The sequence below is a fragment of the Croceitalea sp. MTPC5 genome, assembly GCF_036985505.1.
GTDB lineage: Bacteria > Bacteroidota > Bacteroidia > Flavobacteriales > Flavobacteriaceae > Croceitalea.
On sequence record NZ_BTGQ01000004.1, the window covers coordinates 99,201 to 120,324 of the forward strand.

General features: G+C 41.0%; 18 protein-coding genes. 9 read left to right on the plus strand and 9 right to left on the minus strand.

The window, feature by feature from the left end:
• The 5 genes from AACM45_RS13165 (at position 1) to uvrB (ending at position 7,795) form a co-directional block, all read left to right on the plus strand.
• On the plus strand, positions 1 to 2,157 hold the full coding sequence (locus tag AACM45_RS13165) for a DUF11 domain-containing protein (protein WP_339143258.1): 2,157 nt from the start codon (positions 1 to 3) through the stop codon (positions 2,155 to 2,157).
• A 92-nt stretch (positions 2,158 to 2,249) separates the two neighbouring features.
• Entirely contained in the window at positions 2,250 to 3,146 is an 897-nt protein-coding gene (locus tag AACM45_RS13170; RefSeq protein WP_339143259.1) for an ABC transporter ATP-binding protein, read from the plus strand.
• A gap of 11 nt (positions 3,147 to 3,157) precedes the next feature.
• On the plus strand, positions 3,158 to 3,991 hold the full coding sequence (locus AACM45_RS13175; protein WP_339143260.1) for an ABC transporter permease: 834 nt from the start codon (positions 3,158 to 3,160) through the stop codon (positions 3,989 to 3,991).
• 30 nt (positions 3,992 to 4,021) lie between these two features.
• Entirely contained in the window at positions 4,022 to 5,758 is a 1,737-nt protein-coding gene (locus tag AACM45_RS13180) for a T9SS type B sorting domain-containing protein (protein WP_339143261.1), read from the plus strand.
• Between the two features lie 48 nt (positions 5,759 to 5,806).
• Positions 5,807 to 7,795, plus strand: a complete 1,989-nt coding sequence (gene uvrB / locus AACM45_RS13185) for an excinuclease ABC subunit UvrB (protein ID WP_339143262.1) — start codon at positions 5,807 to 5,809, stop codon at positions 7,793 to 7,795.
• Positions 7,796 to 7,889: 94 nt separating this feature from the next.
• On the opposite strand, the gene AACM45_RS13190 is transcribed toward uvrB, so the two are convergent.
• The 5 genes from AACM45_RS13190 to AACM45_RS13210 all read right to left on the minus strand — a co-directional run bounded on the left by AACM45_RS13190 (position 7,890) and on the right by AACM45_RS13210 (position 11,991).
• Positions 7,890 to 8,315, minus strand: coding sequence for an Hsp20/alpha crystallin family protein (locus tag AACM45_RS13190; RefSeq protein WP_339143263.1), 426 nt, complete (start codon positions 8,313 to 8,315; stop codon positions 7,890 to 7,892).
• A gap of 112 nt (positions 8,316 to 8,427) precedes the next feature.
• Positions 8,428 to 8,829: a TerB family tellurite resistance protein gene (locus AACM45_RS13195; RefSeq protein ID WP_339143264.1), complete on the minus strand. Its 402-nt coding sequence runs from the start codon at positions 8,827 to 8,829 to the stop codon at positions 8,428 to 8,430.
• A gap of 104 nt (positions 8,830 to 8,933) precedes the next feature.
• A complete protein-coding gene (locus AACM45_RS13200; protein WP_339143265.1) occupies positions 8,934 to 9,269 on the minus strand; it encodes a hypothetical protein in 336 nt (111 codons plus the stop codon).
• A 763-nt stretch (positions 9,270 to 10,032) separates the two neighbouring features.
• On the minus strand, positions 10,033 to 11,226 hold the full coding sequence (sucC, locus tag AACM45_RS13205) for an ADP-forming succinate--CoA ligase subunit beta (protein WP_339143267.1): 1,194 nt from the start codon (positions 11,224 to 11,226) through the stop codon (positions 10,033 to 10,035).
• 123 nt (positions 11,227 to 11,349) lie between these two features.
• Entirely contained in the window at positions 11,350 to 11,991 is a 642-nt protein-coding gene (locus tag AACM45_RS13210) for an LON peptidase substrate-binding domain-containing protein (protein ID WP_339143268.1), read from the minus strand.
• A gap of 152 nt (positions 11,992 to 12,143) precedes the next feature.
• Here AACM45_RS13210 and lysA point away from each other — a divergent pair, with 152 nt between their 5' ends.
• Positions 12,144 to 13,385 carry a diaminopimelate decarboxylase gene (gene lysA, locus AACM45_RS13215; protein WP_339143269.1) on the plus strand — a complete coding sequence of 414 codons (1,242 nt, stop codon included), beginning with the start codon at positions 12,144 to 12,146 and terminating at the stop codon, positions 13,383 to 13,385.
• Between the two features lie 61 nt (positions 13,386 to 13,446).
• Positions 13,447 to 13,956 carry a thioredoxin family protein gene (locus AACM45_RS13220; protein ID WP_339143271.1) on the plus strand — a complete coding sequence of 170 codons (510 nt, stop codon included), beginning with the start codon at positions 13,447 to 13,449 and terminating at the stop codon, positions 13,954 to 13,956.
• A gap of 1 nt (position 13,957) precedes the next feature.
• Here the strand turns inward: AACM45_RS13220 and AACM45_RS13225 are convergent, their stop codons facing one another.
• Together AACM45_RS13225 and AACM45_RS13230 are read right to left on the minus strand one after the other, a co-directional pair.
• Entirely contained in the window at positions 13,958 to 15,331 is a 1,374-nt protein-coding gene (locus AACM45_RS13225) for a serine hydrolase domain-containing protein (protein ID WP_339143273.1), read from the minus strand.
• Positions 15,332 to 15,356: 25 nt separating this feature from the next.
• The gene (locus AACM45_RS13230; protein WP_339143274.1) at positions 15,357 to 16,322 is read right to left on the minus strand and encodes an ankyrin repeat domain-containing protein; all 966 of its coding nucleotides are present in this window, start codon (positions 16,320 to 16,322) and stop codon (positions 15,357 to 15,359) included.
• Between the two features lie 222 nt (positions 16,323 to 16,544).
• Between AACM45_RS13230 and AACM45_RS13235 the strand changes: the two genes are divergently transcribed.
• A complete protein-coding gene (locus tag AACM45_RS13235) occupies positions 16,545 to 17,618 on the plus strand; it encodes a sensor histidine kinase (protein WP_339143276.1) in 1,074 nt (357 codons plus the stop codon).
• Positions 17,619 to 17,620: 2 nt separating this feature from the next.
• On the plus strand, positions 17,621 to 18,328 hold the full coding sequence (locus AACM45_RS13240) for a LytR/AlgR family response regulator transcription factor (protein ID WP_339143278.1): 708 nt from the start codon (positions 17,621 to 17,623) through the stop codon (positions 18,326 to 18,328).
• 16 nt (positions 18,329 to 18,344) lie between these two features.
• Here the strand turns inward: AACM45_RS13240 and AACM45_RS13245 are convergent, their stop codons facing one another.
• Positions 18,345 to 19,478, minus strand: coding sequence for a DUF819 family protein (locus AACM45_RS13245; RefSeq protein WP_339143280.1), 1,134 nt, complete (start codon positions 19,476 to 19,478; stop codon positions 18,345 to 18,347).
• Between the two features lie 64 nt (positions 19,479 to 19,542).
• Entirely contained in the window at positions 19,543 to 21,015 is a 1,473-nt protein-coding gene (gene guaB / locus AACM45_RS13250; protein ID WP_339143281.1) for an IMP dehydrogenase, read from the minus strand.
• Positions 21,016 to 21,124 lie beyond the last annotated feature (109 nt).

Here is a 21,124-nt window from a genome sequence, read left to right on the forward strand (position 1 = left end):
ATGAAATACAACAGTATTGTCGTGATTCACAACAAACAGTTGTCCATCAATTGGAACGGCTGTTATTTTGATATTAGCCGGTTTTTGATTCCACTATTCATGAAGCAGTTATTTTTTCTATTAGCACTTTTATCCGTCGGATTTGCCCATGCGCAATTAAGTGACCTCCATTACCTGCCCCCATTACGACAAGGGGCCAATAATGCGGCGATTCGAGATCAAGCTATTTACCTGTCAACACCTGAAACCACCGCATTCACCGTAAATGCATATCGCGGTACCAGTACGACACCATTGGCGACTTTTTCAATATCGAATACTGCTCCAGTAGTATATACTTTAGCGGACGGAAACAACAACATCACCCTAGTCGACAACAATAACACGGGAGTAGTCTTGACCAATAGTGGACTTCGTTTTGAATCTCCCGGCGGTGAGAATTTTTACGTCAACTACCGTGGTAATTCCAATTCACAGGGAGCATCTTTGACCTCAAAGGGAAGAATTGCGCTAGGTACGGAGTTCAAATGGGGCGGCGTACCCAACTTGGGATCAGAGAATTCCAAATCAAACACCCTGGGTATAATGGCCACGGAGGATAATACGACGATAACACTCTCAGGTTATGACCCTGATTGTGAGTTTCGTGTAGGCAATAATCGGGCGGGAATAACAGATGATAGTTATACCGTGACCTTAGATGAAAACGAATCCTTCGTCTTTGAGACCTATATAGGCACTTCACCGACTTTGGCCCATGAAAGGGGCTGGATCGGTGCCTCTATTGTCGCGGATAAAGACATCGCCATCAGTAATGGATCAATGAACTACGGCCGCCAGGCAGGACAATCCAATCGAGATGCAGGTATCGACCAACCGGTTCCTGAAAATAGGCTAGGGAAAGAATATGTGTTTATTAGGGGGAATGGAAATGCCAATGGATGGACGGAATTTCCCTTGATTATAGCCACGGAAAACAATACCCAAATTTTTGTAAACGGCTCTGCAACCGCAATAGCCACCCTTAACGAAGGCGACTTCTTTGAAATTCCAAGTAGTAATTATTCATCGAATTCGGTGGGGGCCAATATGTATATAGAAACTTCAAAAGATGTTTACGCCTATCAATGTGTGGGGGGGTCAACGCAAGCCTATACACAGGGATTGAATTTTGTGGCACCTGTAAATTGCCTATTGCCCGATACTATGGACAATATTCCCAATATCACCGATGCTGCTGGGATAACCATAACAGGTGGGGTTACCATCATTGCGGCCACGACTACACCAGACAGTAATATTACGGTCACTGATGGCAGTGGTACGGTAACTTTACCACCCTCTTCAACAGTGGCAGGAACAACAGATTGGAAAACATTTTACCTACCTAGTCTGACCGGCAATGTTAGTGTTCAATCTACGGGGCCGATTGCGGTAGGGTTCTTCGGATTTAACGGCGCAAGGGGGGTTGCCGGCTATTATTCCGGTTTTGATACCGTACCAAGCATAGATTTGGAAATTACGGGAAATAACTGTTTGCCGGGCGCCGTTTTGGAAATTTCAAGCGGAGAGACCTTTGACAATTATCAATGGTTCAATGATGGTGCCTTAATACCAGGTGCCACAAATGCCAGTTACACGGCCACCGTTGCAGGGGATTATTTTTTAAGGGTTACCCGTGGGCCATGTACCTATGACTCCAACTCGATATCGGTCTATAATTGTGATCCCGATGTCGTTCTAAATAAAACGGTAGATCAAAACACCGTGGCAGATGGTACGAACGTCAATTTTACCATTACCGTAGAAAATTTTTGGGATGAGCCCGTCACCAATTTGACCTTGACCGATATCTTGCCGAATGGTCTAGAGCTCGTTTCCGCAACCGTGTCCTCAGGAAGTTTTACGTATCCCGATTGGAGTTTGGGAACCTTAAACCCAGGGCAGCTTGAAACCCTCAACCTGACAGCAAAAGCGGTCATTACAAATACCTATTTAAGTTCGCAAACGTATACCAATACCGTGACCAATGCACAAGATCAAACTGATTTGAACATTACAATGGATAATCCAAGTGTAAACGTCACTGTAAATATGATTACCCCGACTACGGTAATTACCAACCGAAGGATTACGTACCGGGTAAATCGAAATTAAAAACCACCACAGGTATCCAAATTTTGGGAACGGTGTAACAATTTGGTGCGTTTGTCGTCAGATGGTTATAACAATCAAAAAACGATTCCATTTTGGATACCATACTGACCGTAACCAATCTTACCAAAAAGTTTGGACATCTAACTGCCGTCAAAAATCTGACATTTACCATAGAAAAGGGAAATGTCTATGGCATTTTAGGCCCGAACGGTAGTGGAAAATCCACTACCCTAGGTATCATTCTCAATGTCGTGAATAGGACTTCGGGTGATTTCAGTTGGTTTGAAGGTAATACTTCTACCCACGACGCCCTTAAAAAAGTAGGTGCAATTATTGAGCGCCCCAACTTTTACCCTTACATGACCGCTGTTCAAAACCTCAAACTGGTATGTAAAATCAAAGAGGTTTCCGAAGACAAGATTCAAGAAAAGTTACAGCTGGTGGGGCTTTGGGACCGAAAGGATAGTAAGTTCAAAACCTATTCCTTAGGTATGAAGCAACGTTTGGCCATTGCCTCTGCATTGCTGAACGATCCCGAGATACTGATCTTGGACGAACCCACCAATGGATTGGACCCTCAGGGCATACACCAAATTCGGGAAATCATAAAAAAAATCGCCGCATTGGGCACCACGATACTTTTAGCCTCGCATCTCTTGGACGAGGTCGAAAAGGTCTGTTCACATGTGGTCATTCTTAGAAAAGGTGAAAAGCTCTATTCGGGGCCAGTGGATAGCATGCTTGCCAGCCATGGCTTTTTCGAATTGCGCTCAAAAGATATGAACGGACTTAAAGAACTACTTGATAAGAATGCGAGCTTCGGGAAAATAGAACACCTCAACGGAAATTTGGTCGCCTATCTTAAAGAAGAGCTGAATGCCGAAGAGCTGAACAAGATCTTATTTGAGAAAGGATTTGTCTTATCCCATCTGGTCAAACGAAAAGAGAGTTTAGAAGAGCAATTTTTAGCATTGACCAAAAACAACTAATCAAAAAACGCATGGTACGTCTACTACAAATAGAGTTCATAAAACTTTGGAACAATAGGGCAAGTAAGATATTGATTACTTCTTATTTTGTGCTGTTGACCTCAATTGCCCTGATTGCGGCAATCAAATTCGACATCGGGCCGGTAAAGTTCCATCTCGCCGAGATAGGCATATTTAATTTTCCTTACATCTGGCATTTCAATACTTTTATCACGGCATTCTTCAAACTCTTCTTAGCCATTGTCATCGTATCGATGATGGCGAATGAATACAGTAATAAGACCATCAAACAGAACTTAATTGACGGTCTATCCAAAAAAGAATTTATCTTATCAAAGTTCTTGACCGTAATCTCATTCTCATTGATCTCAACGGTTTTTGTTTTTGTGGTCTCCTTAATATTGGGACTCTTTTACTCAGATTACAACGAACTCTCAATAATATTTTCCGATCTGGAATTTGTTTTGGCATTTTTTGTCAAGTTAATGGGATTCTTTTCGTTTTGCCTTTTCTTGGGAATACTGGTTAAAAGGTCTGCCTTTGCGCTCGGTTTTCTCTTTATTTGGCAGGTCTTGGAAGGGATCATAAGGGGCTTGATACGATGGAAACTCTTTGATGGCGAAACTACGGAAACCGTAATGGGCTTTTTTCCATTACAGTCCATGTTCAACCTGATCAAAGAACCGATTACCCGCTTGGAAGCGGTTCAGACCGTAGCTGACCAAGTAGGTGAAAATATCACATTGAACTACCATGTACATTGGTACGAAGTCTTGATAGTACTCATTTGGACTGCGATTTTCGTCTATTTGTCTTATGCGTTATTAAAAAAGCGGGATTTGTAGTATATTACAGTGTTGTACGAACGATGCTGTATGAAAAGAAAATTGCTCCTCTTACTTACAACCCTGGCTACTGCTATTGGTGTAGCCCAAGAGTGTCCTGATTTATTAAGTCCGGTCGACGGTGCTGTAAACGTTCCTGTCAATACGACCATAACTTGGGAGCCTGTCGACGGTATTCCCGGGTATCAGATTTTATTGGGTACGGCACCAGGGGCAGCGGATTTGGGTCAGGCATCCGTAGGTAGTGCCACTTCATATACACCACCGCAAGGCTTACCGGATAACACCGAGATTTTTGTAACCATTATCCTTGACTTCCTTTTTCAAGGCGGTGAGGACATCGTCTGTGATAGCCAATCATTTTTTACGGAAGATGTGACCACTCCCCCGGGTTGCACGCAAATGCGAACACCCGTAGATGGCTCTACCGGGGTCAGCGTATTCACGAACATTATCTGGGAATACGCCCCGACCGCAACGGCCTATGACATCTTCATTGGAACAGCACCCGGTCTTGGCGATATCGCAACGGCCCTTGATGTTCAAAACCTAAGTTTTAACCCCCCTGGGGAATTGCCGGCAGACACCCAAATATTCGTACGGATCGTACCGAAAAACGAGAATGGTTCAGCCCCCATAAGTTGCTCAGACTTTACTTTTAGAACCGGTGCTTTGGCACCCATACCGAGCTGTACAAATTTAATCACACCCTTAAACGGGGCATTCAACGTACCACTCACCCCGCTTATTGAATGGAATGCAGTACCAGGTGCCACCGGCTATCGCGTAACGATAGGCTCAACCCCAACTTCAAATGATGTACTTGACAATGCCACATTTTTCACCAATAGTACTTTTGTCATCGATTTTGAGCCCAACAGGACTTTTTTCATAACGATTATCCCATTTAACGATTCAGGTGAGGCCCAGGGCTGTGGGCAAGAGTCTTTTTCTACCTTATTAGGTTGTGGACCTTTCTTAGACCCCAGTACGGGGGAATTCACCGACTTCAGCCCCCAAGTCACGTTGCCAAGTGTTTTTTCATTTTGCGAAAGTGGGGATACCCTGTTGTCCATTGATGCTCCTGAAGGTGCTGACGGTTATCGATGGTTCAACGTAGATCAATTTGGGAATGAGAGCCTACTCTCTGAAGATACCCAAATTACTATCACACAGAGTGGTCAATACTTTTTGGAAGCCTTTAATATTGTCTCACAACCTGGTGACGTTATCGAATGCCCAACGATATTGAATTTTGAGGTCGTATCGTCCTCGATTGCCACTATAAACAATTTGAACGTCATAGAAGAAGGCCTTGGCCTGCGTATAGAAGTTCAAGCTACTGGTCTTGGCGATTATGAATATGCCATTGACGACATCAATGGGCCATATCAAGATAGTAACGTTTTTTCAGGGGTTGCTCCTGGCGGTCATGTACTTTATGTTCGTGATAAAAATGGTTGTGGTATCGTTGAGGAGGGTTTCATACAAGACCTAACGGTTGAAGGTTTCCCTAAATTTTTCACTCCCAATGGGGATGATAGAAATGAATTTTGGCAATTTATTCAGCCTGAGGGAGATCCCATCATATTTGAAAGTATCCGTATCTATGACCGTTACGGTACATTTTTGGCCCAGATAGATCAAAACTCGAATGGTTGGGATGGTACCTTCAATGGCAGACCGTTACCGGCCGGTGGCTATTGGTTCAGGGCCGTTGATGATATGGCAAGGGAAGTTCAGGGATTTTTTACTTTGAAGAGATAATTTTTCCGCATACGTCCATTTAGCTATCCACTTTAGTATTTTTGCGGTATGAAATTCAAGGTCGTCTCAGAATTTAAACCCACCGGTGATCAACCTCAAGCCATCGCTAAATTGGCTACCGGAATACAATCAGGGGAACAGCACCAGACCCTTTTAGGGGTAACCGGTTCAGGAAAGACCTTTACCGTGGCCAATGTAGTTGCCGAAGTACAACGTCCAACACTGGTTCTGGCCCATAATAAGACCTTGGCAGCTCAGTTATATTCAGAGTTCAAACAGTTCTTTCCTAATAATGCGATAGAATATTTCGTTTCCTATTATGATTATTATCAGCCAGAGGCCTATATACCAACCAGTGGAACCTACATTGGAAAAGACCTATCCATAAATGAGGATATTGAAAAACTGCGGTTGAGCACAACCTCTTCGCTATTATCAGGCCGACGTGATGTTTTGGTGGTCGCTTCCGTATCTTGCCTCTACGGTATCGGAAATCCCATAGAATTTCAAAAAAACGTAATATCCATACATCGGGACCAGGTGATTTCAAGAACCAAATTTTTGCGTCAGTTGGTTCAAAGCCTGTATTCACGTACCACTGCTGATTTTAGAAATGGTAACTTTAGGGTAAAGGGTGATGTTGTGGATGTATTTCCGGGGTATGCCGACCATGCTTTCCGAATTCACTTTTTCGGTGATGAGATAGAAGAAATTGAGGCCCTAGATCCTTTTAATAATAAAGTGATCGAAATCTATGATAATCTAAATATCTACCCGGCCAATATGTTCGTCACTTCACCCGATGTGCTTCAAAATGCCATTCGTTCCATTCAGGATGATTTGGTAAAACAGGTGGATTATTTCAAGGAAATCGGGCGGCCCTTAGAAGCAAAGCGTCTGGAAGAACGCACCAATTTTGATTTGGAGATGATTCGTGAACTGGGCTACTGTTCGGGTATCGAAAACTACTCGAGGTATTTGGATGGAAGGGAGCCAGGCACAAGACCTTTCTGTTTGCTCGATTATTTTCCGGATGACTACTTGACCATTATCGACGAGAGCCATGTTACCATACCACAAGTTCATGCGATGTACGGTGGAGATCGCTCAAGAAAGGAAAATTTAGTCGAGTATGGCTTTAGGTTGCCCGCTGCAATGGACAATAGACCTTTGAAATTTGAGGAATTTGAGGTGCTGCAAAATCAGGTCATTTATGTTAGTGCCACCCCGGCAGACTATGAGTTACAACTCTCAGAAGGTATTTATGTGGAACAGGTCATTCGACCTACCGGACTTTTAGACCCCATCATAGAAGTACGGCCAAGTATGAATCAAATTGACGATCTCATTGAAGAAATCCAAAAAAGGGTGGAGCTTGATGAACGTACTTTAGTGACCACCCTGACCAAGCGGATGGCCGAGGAGTTGACGAAGTACCTCACAAGAATTGATGTACGTTGCAGGTACATACATAGTGATGTGGACACCTTAGAACGTGTAGAGATCATGCAAGACCTGAGAAAGGGAATTTTCGATGTGCTGATAGGTGTCAATTTGTTACGGGAAGGATTGGACTTACCGGAAGTATCGTTAGTAGCGATCCTAGATGCCGATAAAGAAGGCTTTTTGAGAAGTAATAGGTCATTGACCCAAACTGTGGGTCGGGCCGCGAGGCATTTAAATGGCAAGGCGATCATGTATGCCGATACCATTACGGACAGTATGCAAAAAACAATCGATGAAACCAACTACAGAAGGGAAAAACAAATTGCCTATAACACCGAGCATAATGTAACGCCAAAAGCCTTGAACAAAAGTTTGGACAGTGCATTAGCAAAAAATTCAGTCTCCACGTACCACTTTCAAAAAGAGGAATTGCGTGCGGCCGAACCGGATTTAGAATATTTGACACCCGAACAAAGGGCCAAAATCATCCAACAAAAACGAAAAGCAATGGAGAAGGCCGCGAAAGAATTGAATTTTATGGAGGCAGCCAAGTTAAGGGATGAAATAAAAATGCTTCAGGAACAGGATTAAAAAGAAAAAGCGCCACATTTTAAATATGACGCCTTTTCCAACTAACCAACTAAACAACCATTATGAAATGCCGTAAAGGCAACATAATTTCTTCTTAGCCAATCTCGATCAATCGTTTTGGCTTTGGCAATGCTTCTTCCCGCTTGGGTAAGGTCAATTTTAACAACCCGTCTTCATATTTTGCATTTACCTTTCCCGAATCAATTGTTTCAGGTAGCGTAAAAGATCTTTTAAAGGTGCTATATGAAAACTCCCTCCTGGTAAAATTATCATTGGTACTCTTGTCTTCGGTACTTATCTCAGATGATACCGTAAGAATATCGTTGTCTAACTCAATGTTAAAATCTTCTTTTTTATAACCCGGCACGGCGAATTCCAATGTAAAGTCTTCGTCCCTTTCCACAATATTCACGGCTGGGACATTACGACTTACATTTTCCATTCCCCCAAACCAGTCAGGGTTAAAAATTTCATTCATTAAACTTGGTAACACTAGATTATTTCTTTTTACTAAACTCATGGTTCTTGATTTTTAAAATTAAACTCACCATGATATAGTCAAATTGCATTCCATTTGACAATTAATGACTTTTTGTCATTAATTCGAAATAAAATAGTGTCATAATGACACTTTAATTATGATATGCTTTGAATATATTAAGAAGTATATCGGCCGGAACGACCTTTTCTGGGTATTTGTGCATGACCTCAAGTACTTGGGAAATTGCCGAAGGGGGCAGCCCCATCCATAAACCTATATTATGAAGTCTTTCGATTTCTTTTTTATGCTGCTCTTGATCCACATTCATTAATAATAAAAGACGGTGGAACTGCATTATTTTCTCTAACTGCGTCGTTGGTACTTTTACTGAAGATTGTTTTTTTAAAAGTCCATCTAAAGAAGATTTTTTGACATTCAGTAAATTGGCAACACTTAGCAAAAAATCATATTCCGATTCTTTTATTTTATAGTCTACACGGGCAAAATGGATAAGCTCGCTCAAAATGCCTAGCCTTTCTTCGTAGGTGTTCATGGTTAAGAGGTTACCCTATTATAACTAAAAGAATTCAGTTTTCGTATACAAAAAAATCCTGGAGATTACTCCAGGATTTTTCAGCTAATTCAAATAACTATACGTTATACAGCTATTCTCACAGGAACTGTGTAAGTTCTACCCTCTTTCATGTCGCTTACCTCAACTTTTTTATAGTTTAAACGACCTTTTACAAAACCTTCCAATGAGGCATTATTCGTATCAACGGAAAGCACGACAATTTCACCGTCTTTATTGATAGTGAACTGCACATTGGCAGTAAGGTCTTCACTCACGTCGAATGAGTTGCTTTCCAACATACTGTGAATTTGGACGGATAAGTCTTTGTTGGGGTTTACAGGTTCTAAATTTTTGTTTGCTGATACACTGTTAACAGCCAAAAGTGTAACGGCTGCCACTACTAAACTAATTTTTCTCATGATGATTTCGTTTTTAAGATTGATAAAAATTGATGAATATGCTATAAAGACGCCCAAAAATCAATAATGTTACGATCAAAGTTGTTTTTTAACAGTTTTTAATGATTTGTGGTTATTTCTTCACAATGAACTCCTTTAAACTTTTTCAATTCAAAATTAGACCGTAATCATGGTAAAATCCAATTCAAGTAAGTCATTTAATCCTTTAATAAACTTCATAACAATAAACTAACGTGGATAGGATACAAGCTTTCTATGGTTTATGTTTTACTATTTGATTGCACAGCCTTGTTTGCAGACAGGTATAGTTGGTACCTTGAATGCTCCCGATTCTATGGGGATCTCGACTACAGTTATACCGGGTGAAGTTGAAGTACCCTCGGCGATATCCATCGAAGACAAATCTTAAGTCGAACCCGAACCAAACTGATTATCCATAATTTGGTTGAGGAAAAGACCCTCGACGCCAAAAGTGAGGTTGTTACCTCAGGTTTCGAAGTAAAGTCCTTCGGTCCGTGCTTAAAATCAGGAAAGGTACCGTCAATTGAATAACACCTCTTTTCAACAATTCATGGGTATTCTGAACAATCCCAACACTCATTTTGTGGCCTAGGTATCATGCACCTAGTACAAATAAAACGGGTATCCTTTTTCGAAAACAGCCTATCAGGATAGACAGTTTCGTTATCTGATTTGGTTTTCTGTGTTTGCATAAAAAAAGAGGCTGAATAGCCTCTTTTTAACTTGTATATACACTAAAAACCTAAGCCAGCACTTCTTTTACCTTATCTGCGGCCTCTTGAAACTGAACCGCGGAATGTACCGCTAAACCAGAATTATCTATGATTTCTTTGGCAAGCTCGGCATTTGTTCCCTGTAGTCTGACGATAATCGGTACTTTAATGGCATCACCCATATTCTTATAGGCATCAACCACCCCTTGGGCAACGCGGTCACAACGAACGATTCCCCCAAAAATATTGATAAGTATTGCCTTTACGTTCGGGTCTTTTAAGATGATTCGGAAAGCCTCTTCCACCCTTTTTGCATCGGCCGTACCGCCAACGTCCAAAAAGTTTGCTGGCTCGCCACCTGCCATTTTTATCAAATCCATCGTTGCCATTGCTAGACCGGCCCCATTGACCATACAGCCCACATTACCATCTAAATCGACATAGTTCAGCCCAACTGCCCTTGCCTCTACCTCAATGGCATTCTCTTCACGCAGGTCACGCATTTCAGCATATTGTTTTCTTCGGTATAATGCATTATCATCGATAGAGACTTTGGCATCAACCGCCATAATTTTATCATCGGATGTTTTTAAGACAGGATTGATCTCAAACATACTCGAGTCACTTTCAACATATGCCTTGTACAAAGCGGTCACGAACTTGGTCATTTCTTTAAAAGCGGTTCCTGAAAGCCCTAGGTTAAAGGCGATTTTTCTGGCTTGAAATGGCATTATACCAACGGCTGGGTCTATTTCTTCGGTAAAAATCAAGTCAGGTGTGTTTTCGGCGACTTCTTCAATGTCCATTCCACCTTCGGTGGAATACATTATCATGTTACGGCCTGTCCCACGATTCAACAAGACCGACATATAAAACTCATTGGTTTCACTATCACCGGGATAGTACACATCTTCCGCAATCAAAACCTGATGCACTTTTTTACCCTCTGCAGAAGTTTGTGGGGTAATCAGGTTCATGCCGATGATAGAACCCGCCAATTCTTCTACTTCTTTCAGGTTCTTGGCCAGTTTCACACCTCCACCCTTACCACGACCACCAGCATGTACCTGGGCTTTGATAACGTGCCATCCCGTGCCTGTTTCTTGAGTAAGTTGTTTTGCTGCATCAACGGCTTCTTTTGCATTATGGGCAACGATACCTCGTTGTATCCGTACTCCAAAACTTGCCAAAATCTCTTTCCCCTGATATTCGTGAAGGTTCATATGATCGTAAAATTTTATTAGGTCACAAAAATAGCAAACCACGACTACAATTAATAATTAATATGGAAGAATTGAAAAACCCAATTCCATATTGAAATAACCCTTGATTTACATCGATGTGGTTTACTCTAGTTTAAAGTCCTCAAAATCCAATGGATCGAAATTTTTGAAATGGCCGTTCATTTCAATAACGGCTTTTGTTGTATTGATCTGATTCAGCACGGTAATGGTCGAATCTAAGTGAAGCCGTATATACTGAAGTCTTTCGGTTTCATTGGTCAATCGCAAAAGTTCATACTCCTGATCGAATGAGAGCCCCATTTTATGCGCGAAGGCGTAACTATTGAATTTGGATAACGGTATTTGGGGGAGTTCGACCCCCATCAATTGGTATAGTTCTTTGATTTTTTCCAATACCTCTTCACGCAATGCCTCGTCTGCATTGTTATCGGCCTCAAGAAACTCGACAACACCCCCGGCATAGGGTTTCCCTTCCAGTTCATTATCGAAAGTCAATACCTTAAACACCTGTCTGGCCACACAAACAACATCCATCTCACCACCTTCATAAGAATTAACGACCTCTACCAGTTGTACTTCCGTACCATACTCAATCTTCTTATCAATGTAGACCGGAATCCCAAAGGTAATGGCCTCTTCCCTGCAATCGTGTATCAATTGTTTGTAACGTTCCTCAAAAATATGCAATGGAACGGTCTCACCAGGAAAGAATACGGATTGCAATGGAAACATGGGTAGCCTCATAGTAAAATTTTCTTCTAAAATAAACACATCGGAACAATGGCACAACTTAACCGTAATGTTATTTTTATAACAATTTGTTGTATTTATTTATTTTTAGCAGCTATTTTTGTTTTGAAACAAATCGTAAATTAGTTTTATCCAAAATACAATTCATGGAATCTTCACGGTTATTGCGCATTGCAGAAAAATACGGCGCACCATTATACGTTTATGATGCTGAAAAAATAACGTCTCAATACCAGAGACTGACCAAGGCCTTTAGTAAAGTGGAAAACCTAAAGTTGAATTATGCGTGTAAGGCACTCTCCAATATTTCGATATTGCGCCTTATGAATAGTTTGGGAAGCGGATTGGATACGGTCTCGATTCAAGAGGTTAAGCTCGGGTTATTGGCCGGTTTTAAACCAGAATCCATAATATACACCCCAAATGGGGTTTCGTTGGAAGAAATTGAAGAAGCTGCCGCATTGGGGGTTCAAATAAATATTGACAATCTTTCCATACTGGAACAATTTGGGAATAAACACCCAGATATACCCGTCTGTATCCGAATTAATCCGCATGTGATGGCCGGTGGAAACTCGAACATTTCCGTAGGCCATATTGATTCAAAATTTGGAATAAGCATTCATCAGATCCCACATTTATTGCGTATCGTGGAACTCACTGATATGAACATCAACGGAATTCATATGCATACTGGCAGTGATATTTTGGATATCGATGTCTTTCTTTATGCGTCGGAAATTCTTTTTGAGACGGCCAAGAATTTTAAAAACCTCGATTTTATTGATTTTGGCAGTGGCTTCAAAGTACCATATAAGAGCGGTGATATTGAAACCAATGTCGAAGAGCTGGGTATGAAACTTACCGCACGCTTCAATGAATTCTGTGACACCTATGGAAAGCAACTTACATTGGCTTTTGAACCCGGTAAATTCTTGGTAAGTGAAGCCGGTTATTTTCTCGCCAAGGTGAATGTGGTAAAACAGACTACATCTACAGTGTTTGCCAGCATAGATTCGGGCTTTAACCATTTGATAAGGCCTATGTTATATGGTGCCTCACATGAAATTTTGAACATTTCGAATCTTGAAGGTCGTGAACGCTATTATTCAGTAGTAGGTTACATTTGTGAAACCGATACTTTTGGCAGCAATCGCAGGATCAATGAAATAAAAGAAGGGGATATTTTGGCATTCAAAAATGCCGGTGCCTATTGCTTCACCATGGCCAGCAATTACAATTCACGTTATAGACCGGCCGAGGTATTGTGGTATAAAGGTAAGGCCCATTTAATTCGGGAGCGTGAGACTTTTGATGATATACTTCATAACCAGGTAGATATTGCCGACGTCTTCATTGGTGAATCGGAGGCCCTTACCGCGAAATAATTTGGCATAATTTTCGTTAGTTTTGGTACAGTCGTAAGACTATTATCAAAAATCAAAAGATATGCGTAGCCTTTTAATAACCCTGACCTTATTATTTTCGTTGACATTGACTTCCCAAGAAGTGCAATGGATCTCTTGGGATGAGGCAGTTGCACTTTCCAAATCAGAAGCAAACCCGAAAAAAATCTTTGTTGACGTATACACAGATTGGTGTGGTTGGTGCAAAAAAATGGATAAGGATACCTTTCAAAATCCGAAAGTTGCGGCCTACATGGCTGAAAACTTTTATATGGTGAAAATGGATGCGGAAGGGAAAGAACCTATTGAACATGATGGCAAAACCTTTAATTTTATCCCTCAGGGGAAACGAGGATATCATGAACTGGCAGCCGCATTATTACAGGGAAAAATGAGCTATCCCACCGTGGTCTTTTTGGATGAGGAATTAAAAATGCTCTCCCCTGTACCAGGATATCAAAAAGTAAAACCTTTTCTACAGATTGCCCGTTATTTTGGTGATGATATCTACAAAGAAAAAGATTGGAAGGCATACTCAAAGACCAGCAAGTAGTTTACTCAACAATTTTAAAGGCAACCAGCGGCGCTTTCTCTTTGGGGTTTACTTCAGTTCTGTTAGTATAGGCATATGCTTTACCCCCAAAACCTTTATGTTTATCCATCACAAGATACAATAGACCAAACTCAGTAGCCATTGCATAAGCTGTATTACTGATTTTTAGAAGGCTGTTCTCCGCCAAAAAATTATCCGCTTCCCCTTTAAAGATACCTTCTTCCCCTAGTATTTGAATACTGCCCCCAAACCTTTCTTCCCCTTTCTGGGAATTGAATACAATAGTTATCTTTTCTTCTAATACATCAGGGGTGAATGATTTTTTCTCAGCACGAAAAAGTTGTGCAAAAATATGTGCTGTCTCTTCTATTAGTATGTTGCAATCTGTATTTATCATTAGCGCAATGGAAAGTTGTTCTTTTGGGTAATACACCAACACGGTTCGTGTACCACGCCAGCTTCCGGCATGCTCTATTGCTTGGTTTCCATAAACATCTGTAGAAATACGCCATGTAATACCAACATTGGTTTTCTTTCCATTCCTCAACATATTGTTTTGAAACATTTGGGTCACCACCTCTTCTGAAATCATTCCGTTGCTGTATGCGTTGGTAAGTTTGACCAAATCAGTAGGCGTACTTCTGAAACCAGCCCCAGGTAGTTTATAGCTCGCACTGGTTAATTTTTCTTTCAAGAGCTTTCCTTTTTTTAGAAAGTACAATTCCGCATTCTTCGGGTTTGTCTTCTTAATATTCTCAGCAAAGGTTTGCCTCATCTCCAAAGGTTCAAAAATGTGCTTCTTCATATACATCTCATACGGCATGCCCGATACTTCTTCAATGATGACGCCCAATAAATTAAAGGCATTCGTTGAGTATTGATAGTCCGTTCCCGGTTCAAACAATAACGGGTCGGTAATAAAAGGCAAAGTTTCCTTCATCCAAGCAAATTGCTTGTTTCTATAGCCAGTAACGTTAGGGCGGTGTTTTAGCCCTGACGTATGCCCCGACAGCTGTCTAATCGTAAGGTTTCTGTATTGTACATCTATATATGGTACATGGATACCAATAGGATCATCAAAATTTAATTTTTGCTCGGTGGCCAAACGCCCAATGGCCGTAGCGGTAAGCACCTTCGCAACAGATGCCGTACGCAATTGTATAGTAGGATCCATTGGTATGGAGGCCTTTACATTGGCAAGTCCGAAACCCTTCGAATACACAACATCCCCTTCTTTCGAAATTGCCATGGAGAATCCTGGCACATTTGTTTGTTCGAGAAATAAACCTGCCAATTTTTCAATACGTTCATAATCTTGTGCTAGGGCACATTGTATAAAAAACAATCCTATAATTAAAAAAATGCGTTGTGCCATGGTCAACTTATTTAAAGTTTATGGTTTAGCGGGTTGCTCCTTTACTCAACAAGTAGGCTACCACCTGGGCATGTCCTTCCTTTTTTGCCATTCTCAAGGCACTTCTTACTTCAGAATTCAGGGAGTAACTATCACGAACCGAAACGTTTACATCTGCCCCTTTTGAAACTAGGTATTTCACCACGGCCAAGTGTCCGTTCCAGGCAGCTCGTATCAATGGTGTCTCGTCTCCCCTGACATGCGCATTGACGTCAGCGCCCGATTCCACTAAAAACGTTACAACTTCTAAATGCCCATTCTTTGCGGACATGATCAATGGATTTCCATCACCCTTACTTTCTTTATTAACATTTGCGCCCAAATTTACCAATGCCTTTACCATTTCGATATCGCCAGACGATGATGCCCGTATTAGAGCGGTACCATCGCCAATAACAGCACCATCGATATCAGTACCGTATTCAATCAATAATTGTAATATTTTCTTACTACCAGACCTACCGGCATACACCATAGCGTTGCCATCACCAATCACTTCCCTATTGGGGTTTGCTCCTTTCTGCAGCAATAATTTTACAATTTCAGGATTACCTCCTTTAACAGCTGACATTAATGGTGTACCATCACCACGAATGGAAACGTCGACCTTAGCCCCTTTGGCAATTAGGTACTTCACCACTTCTAAGTAGCTATGACCGGCCGCAATCATTAGAGCGCTTGCGTCTCTTTTAAATCGATAGTTCGGTTTAGCGCCGGCGTTCACCAAAAGCTTCACCATTTTTAAACTACCATTAGCAGCTGCCATACCTAAGGGTGTTCTTGGTTGAATACTATCATTATAACTGCAATTAGGGTTTATGGATTTAAGTAATTCTTGAACCTCGCTTGTATTTTCATGCTTTACGGCCAATAGCAATTCTTTGCATGTTTGTGCCTGTAAATTGAAGCTAAAGCCTGCCAAAAGAATAAAATGAATAATTACGGTCTTCATAATGATTTTATTTTAATGTTCGTTTTTAATTGATAGGGTAAAACTAGTAGTATGTTGGTTTCACTTTCTAAGTAATAGACCAATTGCCAGTTGCTACCCATAGAATTGTTTTTTACGATTATGAATTGTTCATCCAAAGGAAACGGATATACGTCATGTGATAAATCTCATTTGAAGATTAATTTTTAGTCGCAACTTGAATTCCATTATTTTTAAACCAGTATGTCAGAAAAAAGCGCTTTCATTGATTATATTTCTCAAAAAAGAGGCATCGCCCATTGTTTGTTTTGGGTGGTTCTATTCAGCGTTTTTGTCGTATTGGCCACTATAAATTCTGGAGCATTTTTAACCAGTGTCACGAACTACTTAGGTCTTTTGCCGATTCAGATATTGGCAGCCTATCTTTTAAACTACTACCAAATACCAAAGCTATTGTTACACAAGAAGTATTGGGCATTTGGGCTTTCATTGGTAGCCTCTATTTATACATTCTCGGCGCTGGGTAGAATTAGTATTGTCTATCTCATTGAACCTTTGGTCAGGGAAGATTTTACCCAAGAGTCCATACTAGAGATTCTACAAGATTTAGCCTATTTATTTTCGGCATATTTTCCGGCAGTCTATGTCTATGCATTGATCATGTTTTTCATTAAGGCCTTTAAAAAGAGGTTTGAAGAGAAACATCGCATTGAAGTGCTTCAAAAAGAAAAGGCAACCAACGAACTTAAGTTTTTGAGGGCCCAGATTCAACCTCACTTTTTATTTAATACGCTTAACAATTTATATGCACTTACCTTGGCAAAGTCAGATGTTGCCCCCGAAGTTGTACTAAAGCTTTCTGAGATATTGGACTTTATTTTATATCAAAGTGACGAACCGACTATAGCTGTTGAAAAAGAAATAGAGTTAATTCAGGCTTTTATAGAGTTGGAGGCCCTGCGTTATGGCGATCGATTGAACTGCTCTTTCAAGCATGATGTTACCAATACCCAAACCCAGATTGCGCCACTATTGCTTTTACCCTTGGTCGAAAATGCCTTCAAACATGGAACAAAAGGCAGTAAAAGCACCCACATACAAATTGACCTCGCCGCAACAGAAAGAAAGTTATCCTTTGAAGTTTCAAATAAAAAAACGGAAAATAGTAAAAGCCAAACTATTGCCGCTTCAAGTAGTGGTATCGGTACGGCTAACTTAAAACGACAGCTAGCTCTAAACTATCCCGAGCGGCACCAATTACATATTGACGAAACCGCAACAGTCTTCACTGTAGCATTAATTATAGATTTGAATTAGAAATGGCAATTAAATGTATTATTATCGATGATGAACCTTTGGCCATAAGTGTAATTAAAACGCATTTGAAGTCATTGGTAGACGTAGAACTTGTCGGCACTTTTGAAAATTCATTGGAAGCTTTTGAAGCCGTTAAAGAATTGCGTGTTGATTTGATTTTTCTTGACATTGAAATGCCACTTTTAACCGGTCTCGATTTTATCAAAACCTCCCAAACTTCGGCTAAAATCATTCTAACGACCGCACATCGCAACTACGCCCCAGAAAGTTATGAATTAGAGGTTGTTGATTACTTGCTAAAACCCATATCATTTTCACGCTTGTTCAAAGCAATAAATAAATTTAAGGGCCTTACAAACCTAACTCCTTTACTGGAGAAACCTGCTGAGGAGGAAGTGAGAAATGACCATATCTATGTGAACTCCAATAAAAAATTCATCAAGGTAAATTTTGATAACATCAGTCACATAGAAAGTATCAAAGACTATATCAGAATACACACCGGCACCGAAAATATCATTACCAAGGATACTATCAGTAATTTTGAGCAAAAGCTTCCAACGACATTCCTTAGGGTCCATCGTTCTTATATTGTAAACACCCAAAGAGTGACGGCCTTTACAAAAATGGATGTTGAATTGGGTAAGGTAGAGATACCCATTGGGGCAAGTTATAAAAATGAAGTGTTGCGATTACTCAAACGGCAGTAGGGTATCACCGTCTTTTCTAAAGTATTGAAACTACTAAAAACCCAAGATAGGTGCCAAGCGCATTACCCAAAGTACCTACTAAAATAGCAGGTAATATCAACTCTTTACGATTAAAGGTTTCCGCAAGTGCAATAGCAGAAGTACCGCCTCCTATGTTGGCCTGACTAGCTATGGAAATCATATCCCAATCTTTAAAGAACAACCCTCCCAATAAAATAGTAAGTAGGCCATGAACCATTACTGCAAATGAGGTAAACAACAACAATAGCAAACCCACTTCTTTTAGTGCCAACACAGCACCAATCTCGCAGTACGCCCCTATTACGGCCAAAAAAAGATATACCACATACAAACCGAGTTCATGTGCACCTCTTAACTTTGAAATAAATGAGGTTTGGGCCAATATGATCCCAATAGTTGAAAGGGTTATTATCGACGGAATATTTGGAACCAATTCGGAGATTAAGTCTGAAATCAGAAAAGACACCAATCCAATAAAGACCAACCAACCCAGCGATTTTAAATCCATGGCCCTTAATCCATCGTCCTTTATCCCGCTACTTTGACTGCTAAGTTTCCTGTCTTTAAAATAGCGTCTTAACAATACGGGGAAAGCTATGGTAATCACGACCCATAATGCGGTAACTACGTTATCTACGGCAATAGCCCCTGCATAAAGCACCCCTTTTTCTTGAAAATCATAGGCCAAAGCCACCGCATTGAAATTAACACTACCACCAGTATAGGTACCAGTAAGCATACCCGCCAATATCTTACCGTCATCACCAAGTACATTTTGGGGATTGACCACGTACCACGAAACCAGAATACCCAAAACGGTTGCCATTGAACCAATTAAGAATAGGGCAATCATAGGGGCACCCGCTTTTTTGATGGACTTTAGATTTGCACCCAAAAGCAAAAAGAAAATGGAGATAGGTGCCAAATAGGTAAAAATGGCATCGTATAGCGGAATTGAATTTGATGCCGAAGGAATCAATTTTAGATTGGCCATTACGGCTGTAAATACAATTACCAAAAGGGCGGCCCCAAAAGGTTTGCCCCATTTGGTCTTACCTGCATACAAAGACAGCAGGACCATTAAGGCCAAAACGGTCAGTACATAAATAGGATTATGAATAAAGGTCATCTTATACTTTGCATGGTAGCAAACATAAGAAATTGAATGCTTAACTTATGGAAAGTGTGATAGATTACCTACTATAATTCGGACTCTCTTTAGTAATCGTTACATCATGCGGGTGACTCTCGTTGATTCCGCTAGCAGTAATTTTCACAAAACGCCCGGTCTCTTTCAATGTTTCGATATCCTTGGCACCACAATAACCCATTCCGGCCCGCAATCCACCTACAAATTGATGGATACTCTCAAAAAGTTCCCCTTTGTAGGGAACGCGACCAACAATACCTTCGGGTACTAATTTTTTGATATCGTCTTCAACATCTTGAAAATAACGGTCTTTTGAACCTTGCTTCATGGCTTCGACCGAACCCATACCGCGGTAACTTTTGAATTTTCTACCTTCGTAGATGATGGTCTCCCCAGGCGACTCTTTGGTGCCGGCCAATAGTGAACCCAACATTACGGTATCGGCACCGGCAGCAATGGCTTTTGGTATATCACCTGTATAACGAATACCACCGTCAGCAATTACGGGAACGCCAGAACCTTTAATAGCTGCTGAGACCTCAAGTACTGCTGAAAATTGAGGAAAACCAACACCAGCAACCACGCGGGTGGTACAGATTGAACCCGGACCAATACCCACTTTGACGGCATCAGCTCCCGCATCTACCAAATATTTCGCAGCCTCCCCGGTAGCGATATTACCCACGATAACATCTAAATCAGGGAACGCTTTCTTTACCTCTTTTAAAACCGTAACCACCCCTTTGGTATGACCATGTGCGGTATCGATAACAACAGCATCCACACCGGCATGCACCAAGGCCCCTGCCCTATCTGCCGCATCAGCTGTGACCCCTAAGGCTGCAGCTACGCGAAGCCTTCCATACTTGTCTTTGTTCGCTATCGGTTTTTGGGTCAATTTGGTAATATCACGGAATGTAATAAGGCCCACCAAAGTATAATCATTGTCTACAACCGGTAGTTTTTCAATTTTATTCTCTTGAAGGATATCTTCTGCTTCACCCAGGGTGGTCCCTTCTTTGGCTGTCACCAAGTTTTCGGAAGTCATCACTTCTTGAATAGGGCGCTCATTGTTTTTTTCAAAACGTAGATCGCGATTGGTCACGATACCTATTAACTTACCGGCATCATCCACAATCGGAATTCCACCGATACTATGTTCTTTCATACTAGCCTTGGCATCTTTTACGATGGCATTCAAAGGAAGCGTCACAGGGTCTAATATCATTCCACTCTCTGCACGTTTTACCTTGCGGACCTTCATGGCCTGCTGCTCGATGGTCATGTTTTTGTGCAATACCCCGATGCCTCCTTCACGTGCAATGGCAATGGCCATTTTTGATTCGGTTACCGTATCCATGGCAGCGGACACGATTGGCACATTTATCGTTATGTTTTTGGTAAACTTTGCTTGGATATTGACCTCTCTCGGCAGTACCTCGGAAAATGCAGGCACTAAAAGGACATCATCATAGGTAAGGCCTTCGCCAAGAATTTTATTTAGGTGGGCTTTCATCGCAATTACGGATTAATTGCGTGCAAAGATACTGTTTTTAAATCAAGAATTTCACATGACTAAAAACAGGGGAAATATTAATTATTTTTATTTAGACTTAATAATAATA

Excerpts from the sequence above, each read along its gene's own strand:
- AACM45_RS13180 (WP_339143261.1), top strand. The coding sequence starts at position 4,022 with ATGAAAAGAAAATTGCTCCTCTTACTTACAACCCTGGCTACTGCTATT.
- AACM45_RS13220 (WP_339143271.1), top strand. The coding sequence starts at position 13,447 with ATGCGTAGCCTTTTAATAACCCTGACCTTATTATTTTCGTTGACATTG.
- sucC (WP_339143267.1), bottom strand. The coding sequence starts at position 11,226 with ATGAACCTTCACGAATATCAGGGGAAAGAGATTTTGGCAAGTTTTGGA.
- AACM45_RS13240 (WP_339143278.1), top strand. The coding sequence starts at position 17,621 with ATGGCAATTAAATGTATTATTATCGATGATGAACCTTTGGCCATAAGT.
- AACM45_RS13200 (WP_339143265.1), bottom strand. The coding sequence starts at position 9,269 with ATGAGAAAAATTAGTTTAGTAGTGGCAGCCGTTACACTTTTGGCTGTT.
- AACM45_RS13245 (WP_339143280.1), bottom strand. The coding sequence starts at position 19,478 with ATGACCTTTATTCATAATCCTATTTATGTACTGACCGTTTTGGCCTTA.
- AACM45_RS13190 (WP_339143263.1), bottom strand. The coding sequence starts at position 8,315 with ATGAGTTTAGTAAAAAGAAATAATCTAGTGTTACCAAGTTTAATGAAT.
- AACM45_RS13175 (WP_339143260.1), top strand. The coding sequence starts at position 3,158 with ATGGTACGTCTACTACAAATAGAGTTCATAAAACTTTGGAACAATAGG.
- AACM45_RS13195 (WP_339143264.1), bottom strand. The coding sequence starts at position 8,829 with ATGAACACCTACGAAGAAAGGCTAGGCATTTTGAGCGAGCTTATCCAT.
- AACM45_RS13210 (WP_339143268.1), bottom strand. The coding sequence starts at position 11,991 with ATGAGGCTACCCATGTTTCCATTGCAATCCGTATTCTTTCCTGGTGAG.
- AACM45_RS13225 (WP_339143273.1), bottom strand. The coding sequence starts at position 15,331 with ATGGCACAACGCATTTTTTTAATTATAGGATTGTTTTTTATACAATGT.
- guaB (WP_339143281.1), bottom strand. The coding sequence starts at position 21,015 with ATGAAAGCCCACCTAAATAAAATTCTTGGCGAAGGCCTTACCTATGAT.
- AACM45_RS13165 (WP_339143258.1), top strand. The coding sequence starts at position 1 with ATGAAATACAACAGTATTGTCGTGATTCACAACAAACAGTTGTCCATC.
- lysA (WP_339143269.1), top strand. The coding sequence starts at position 12,144 with ATGGAATCTTCACGGTTATTGCGCATTGCAGAAAAATACGGCGCACCA.
- AACM45_RS13235 (WP_339143276.1), top strand. The coding sequence starts at position 16,545 with ATGTCAGAAAAAAGCGCTTTCATTGATTATATTTCTCAAAAAAGAGGC.
- uvrB (WP_339143262.1), top strand. The coding sequence starts at position 5,807 with ATGAAATTCAAGGTCGTCTCAGAATTTAAACCCACCGGTGATCAACCT.
- AACM45_RS13230 (WP_339143274.1), bottom strand. The coding sequence starts at position 16,322 with ATGAAGACCGTAATTATTCATTTTATTCTTTTGGCAGGCTTTAGCTTC.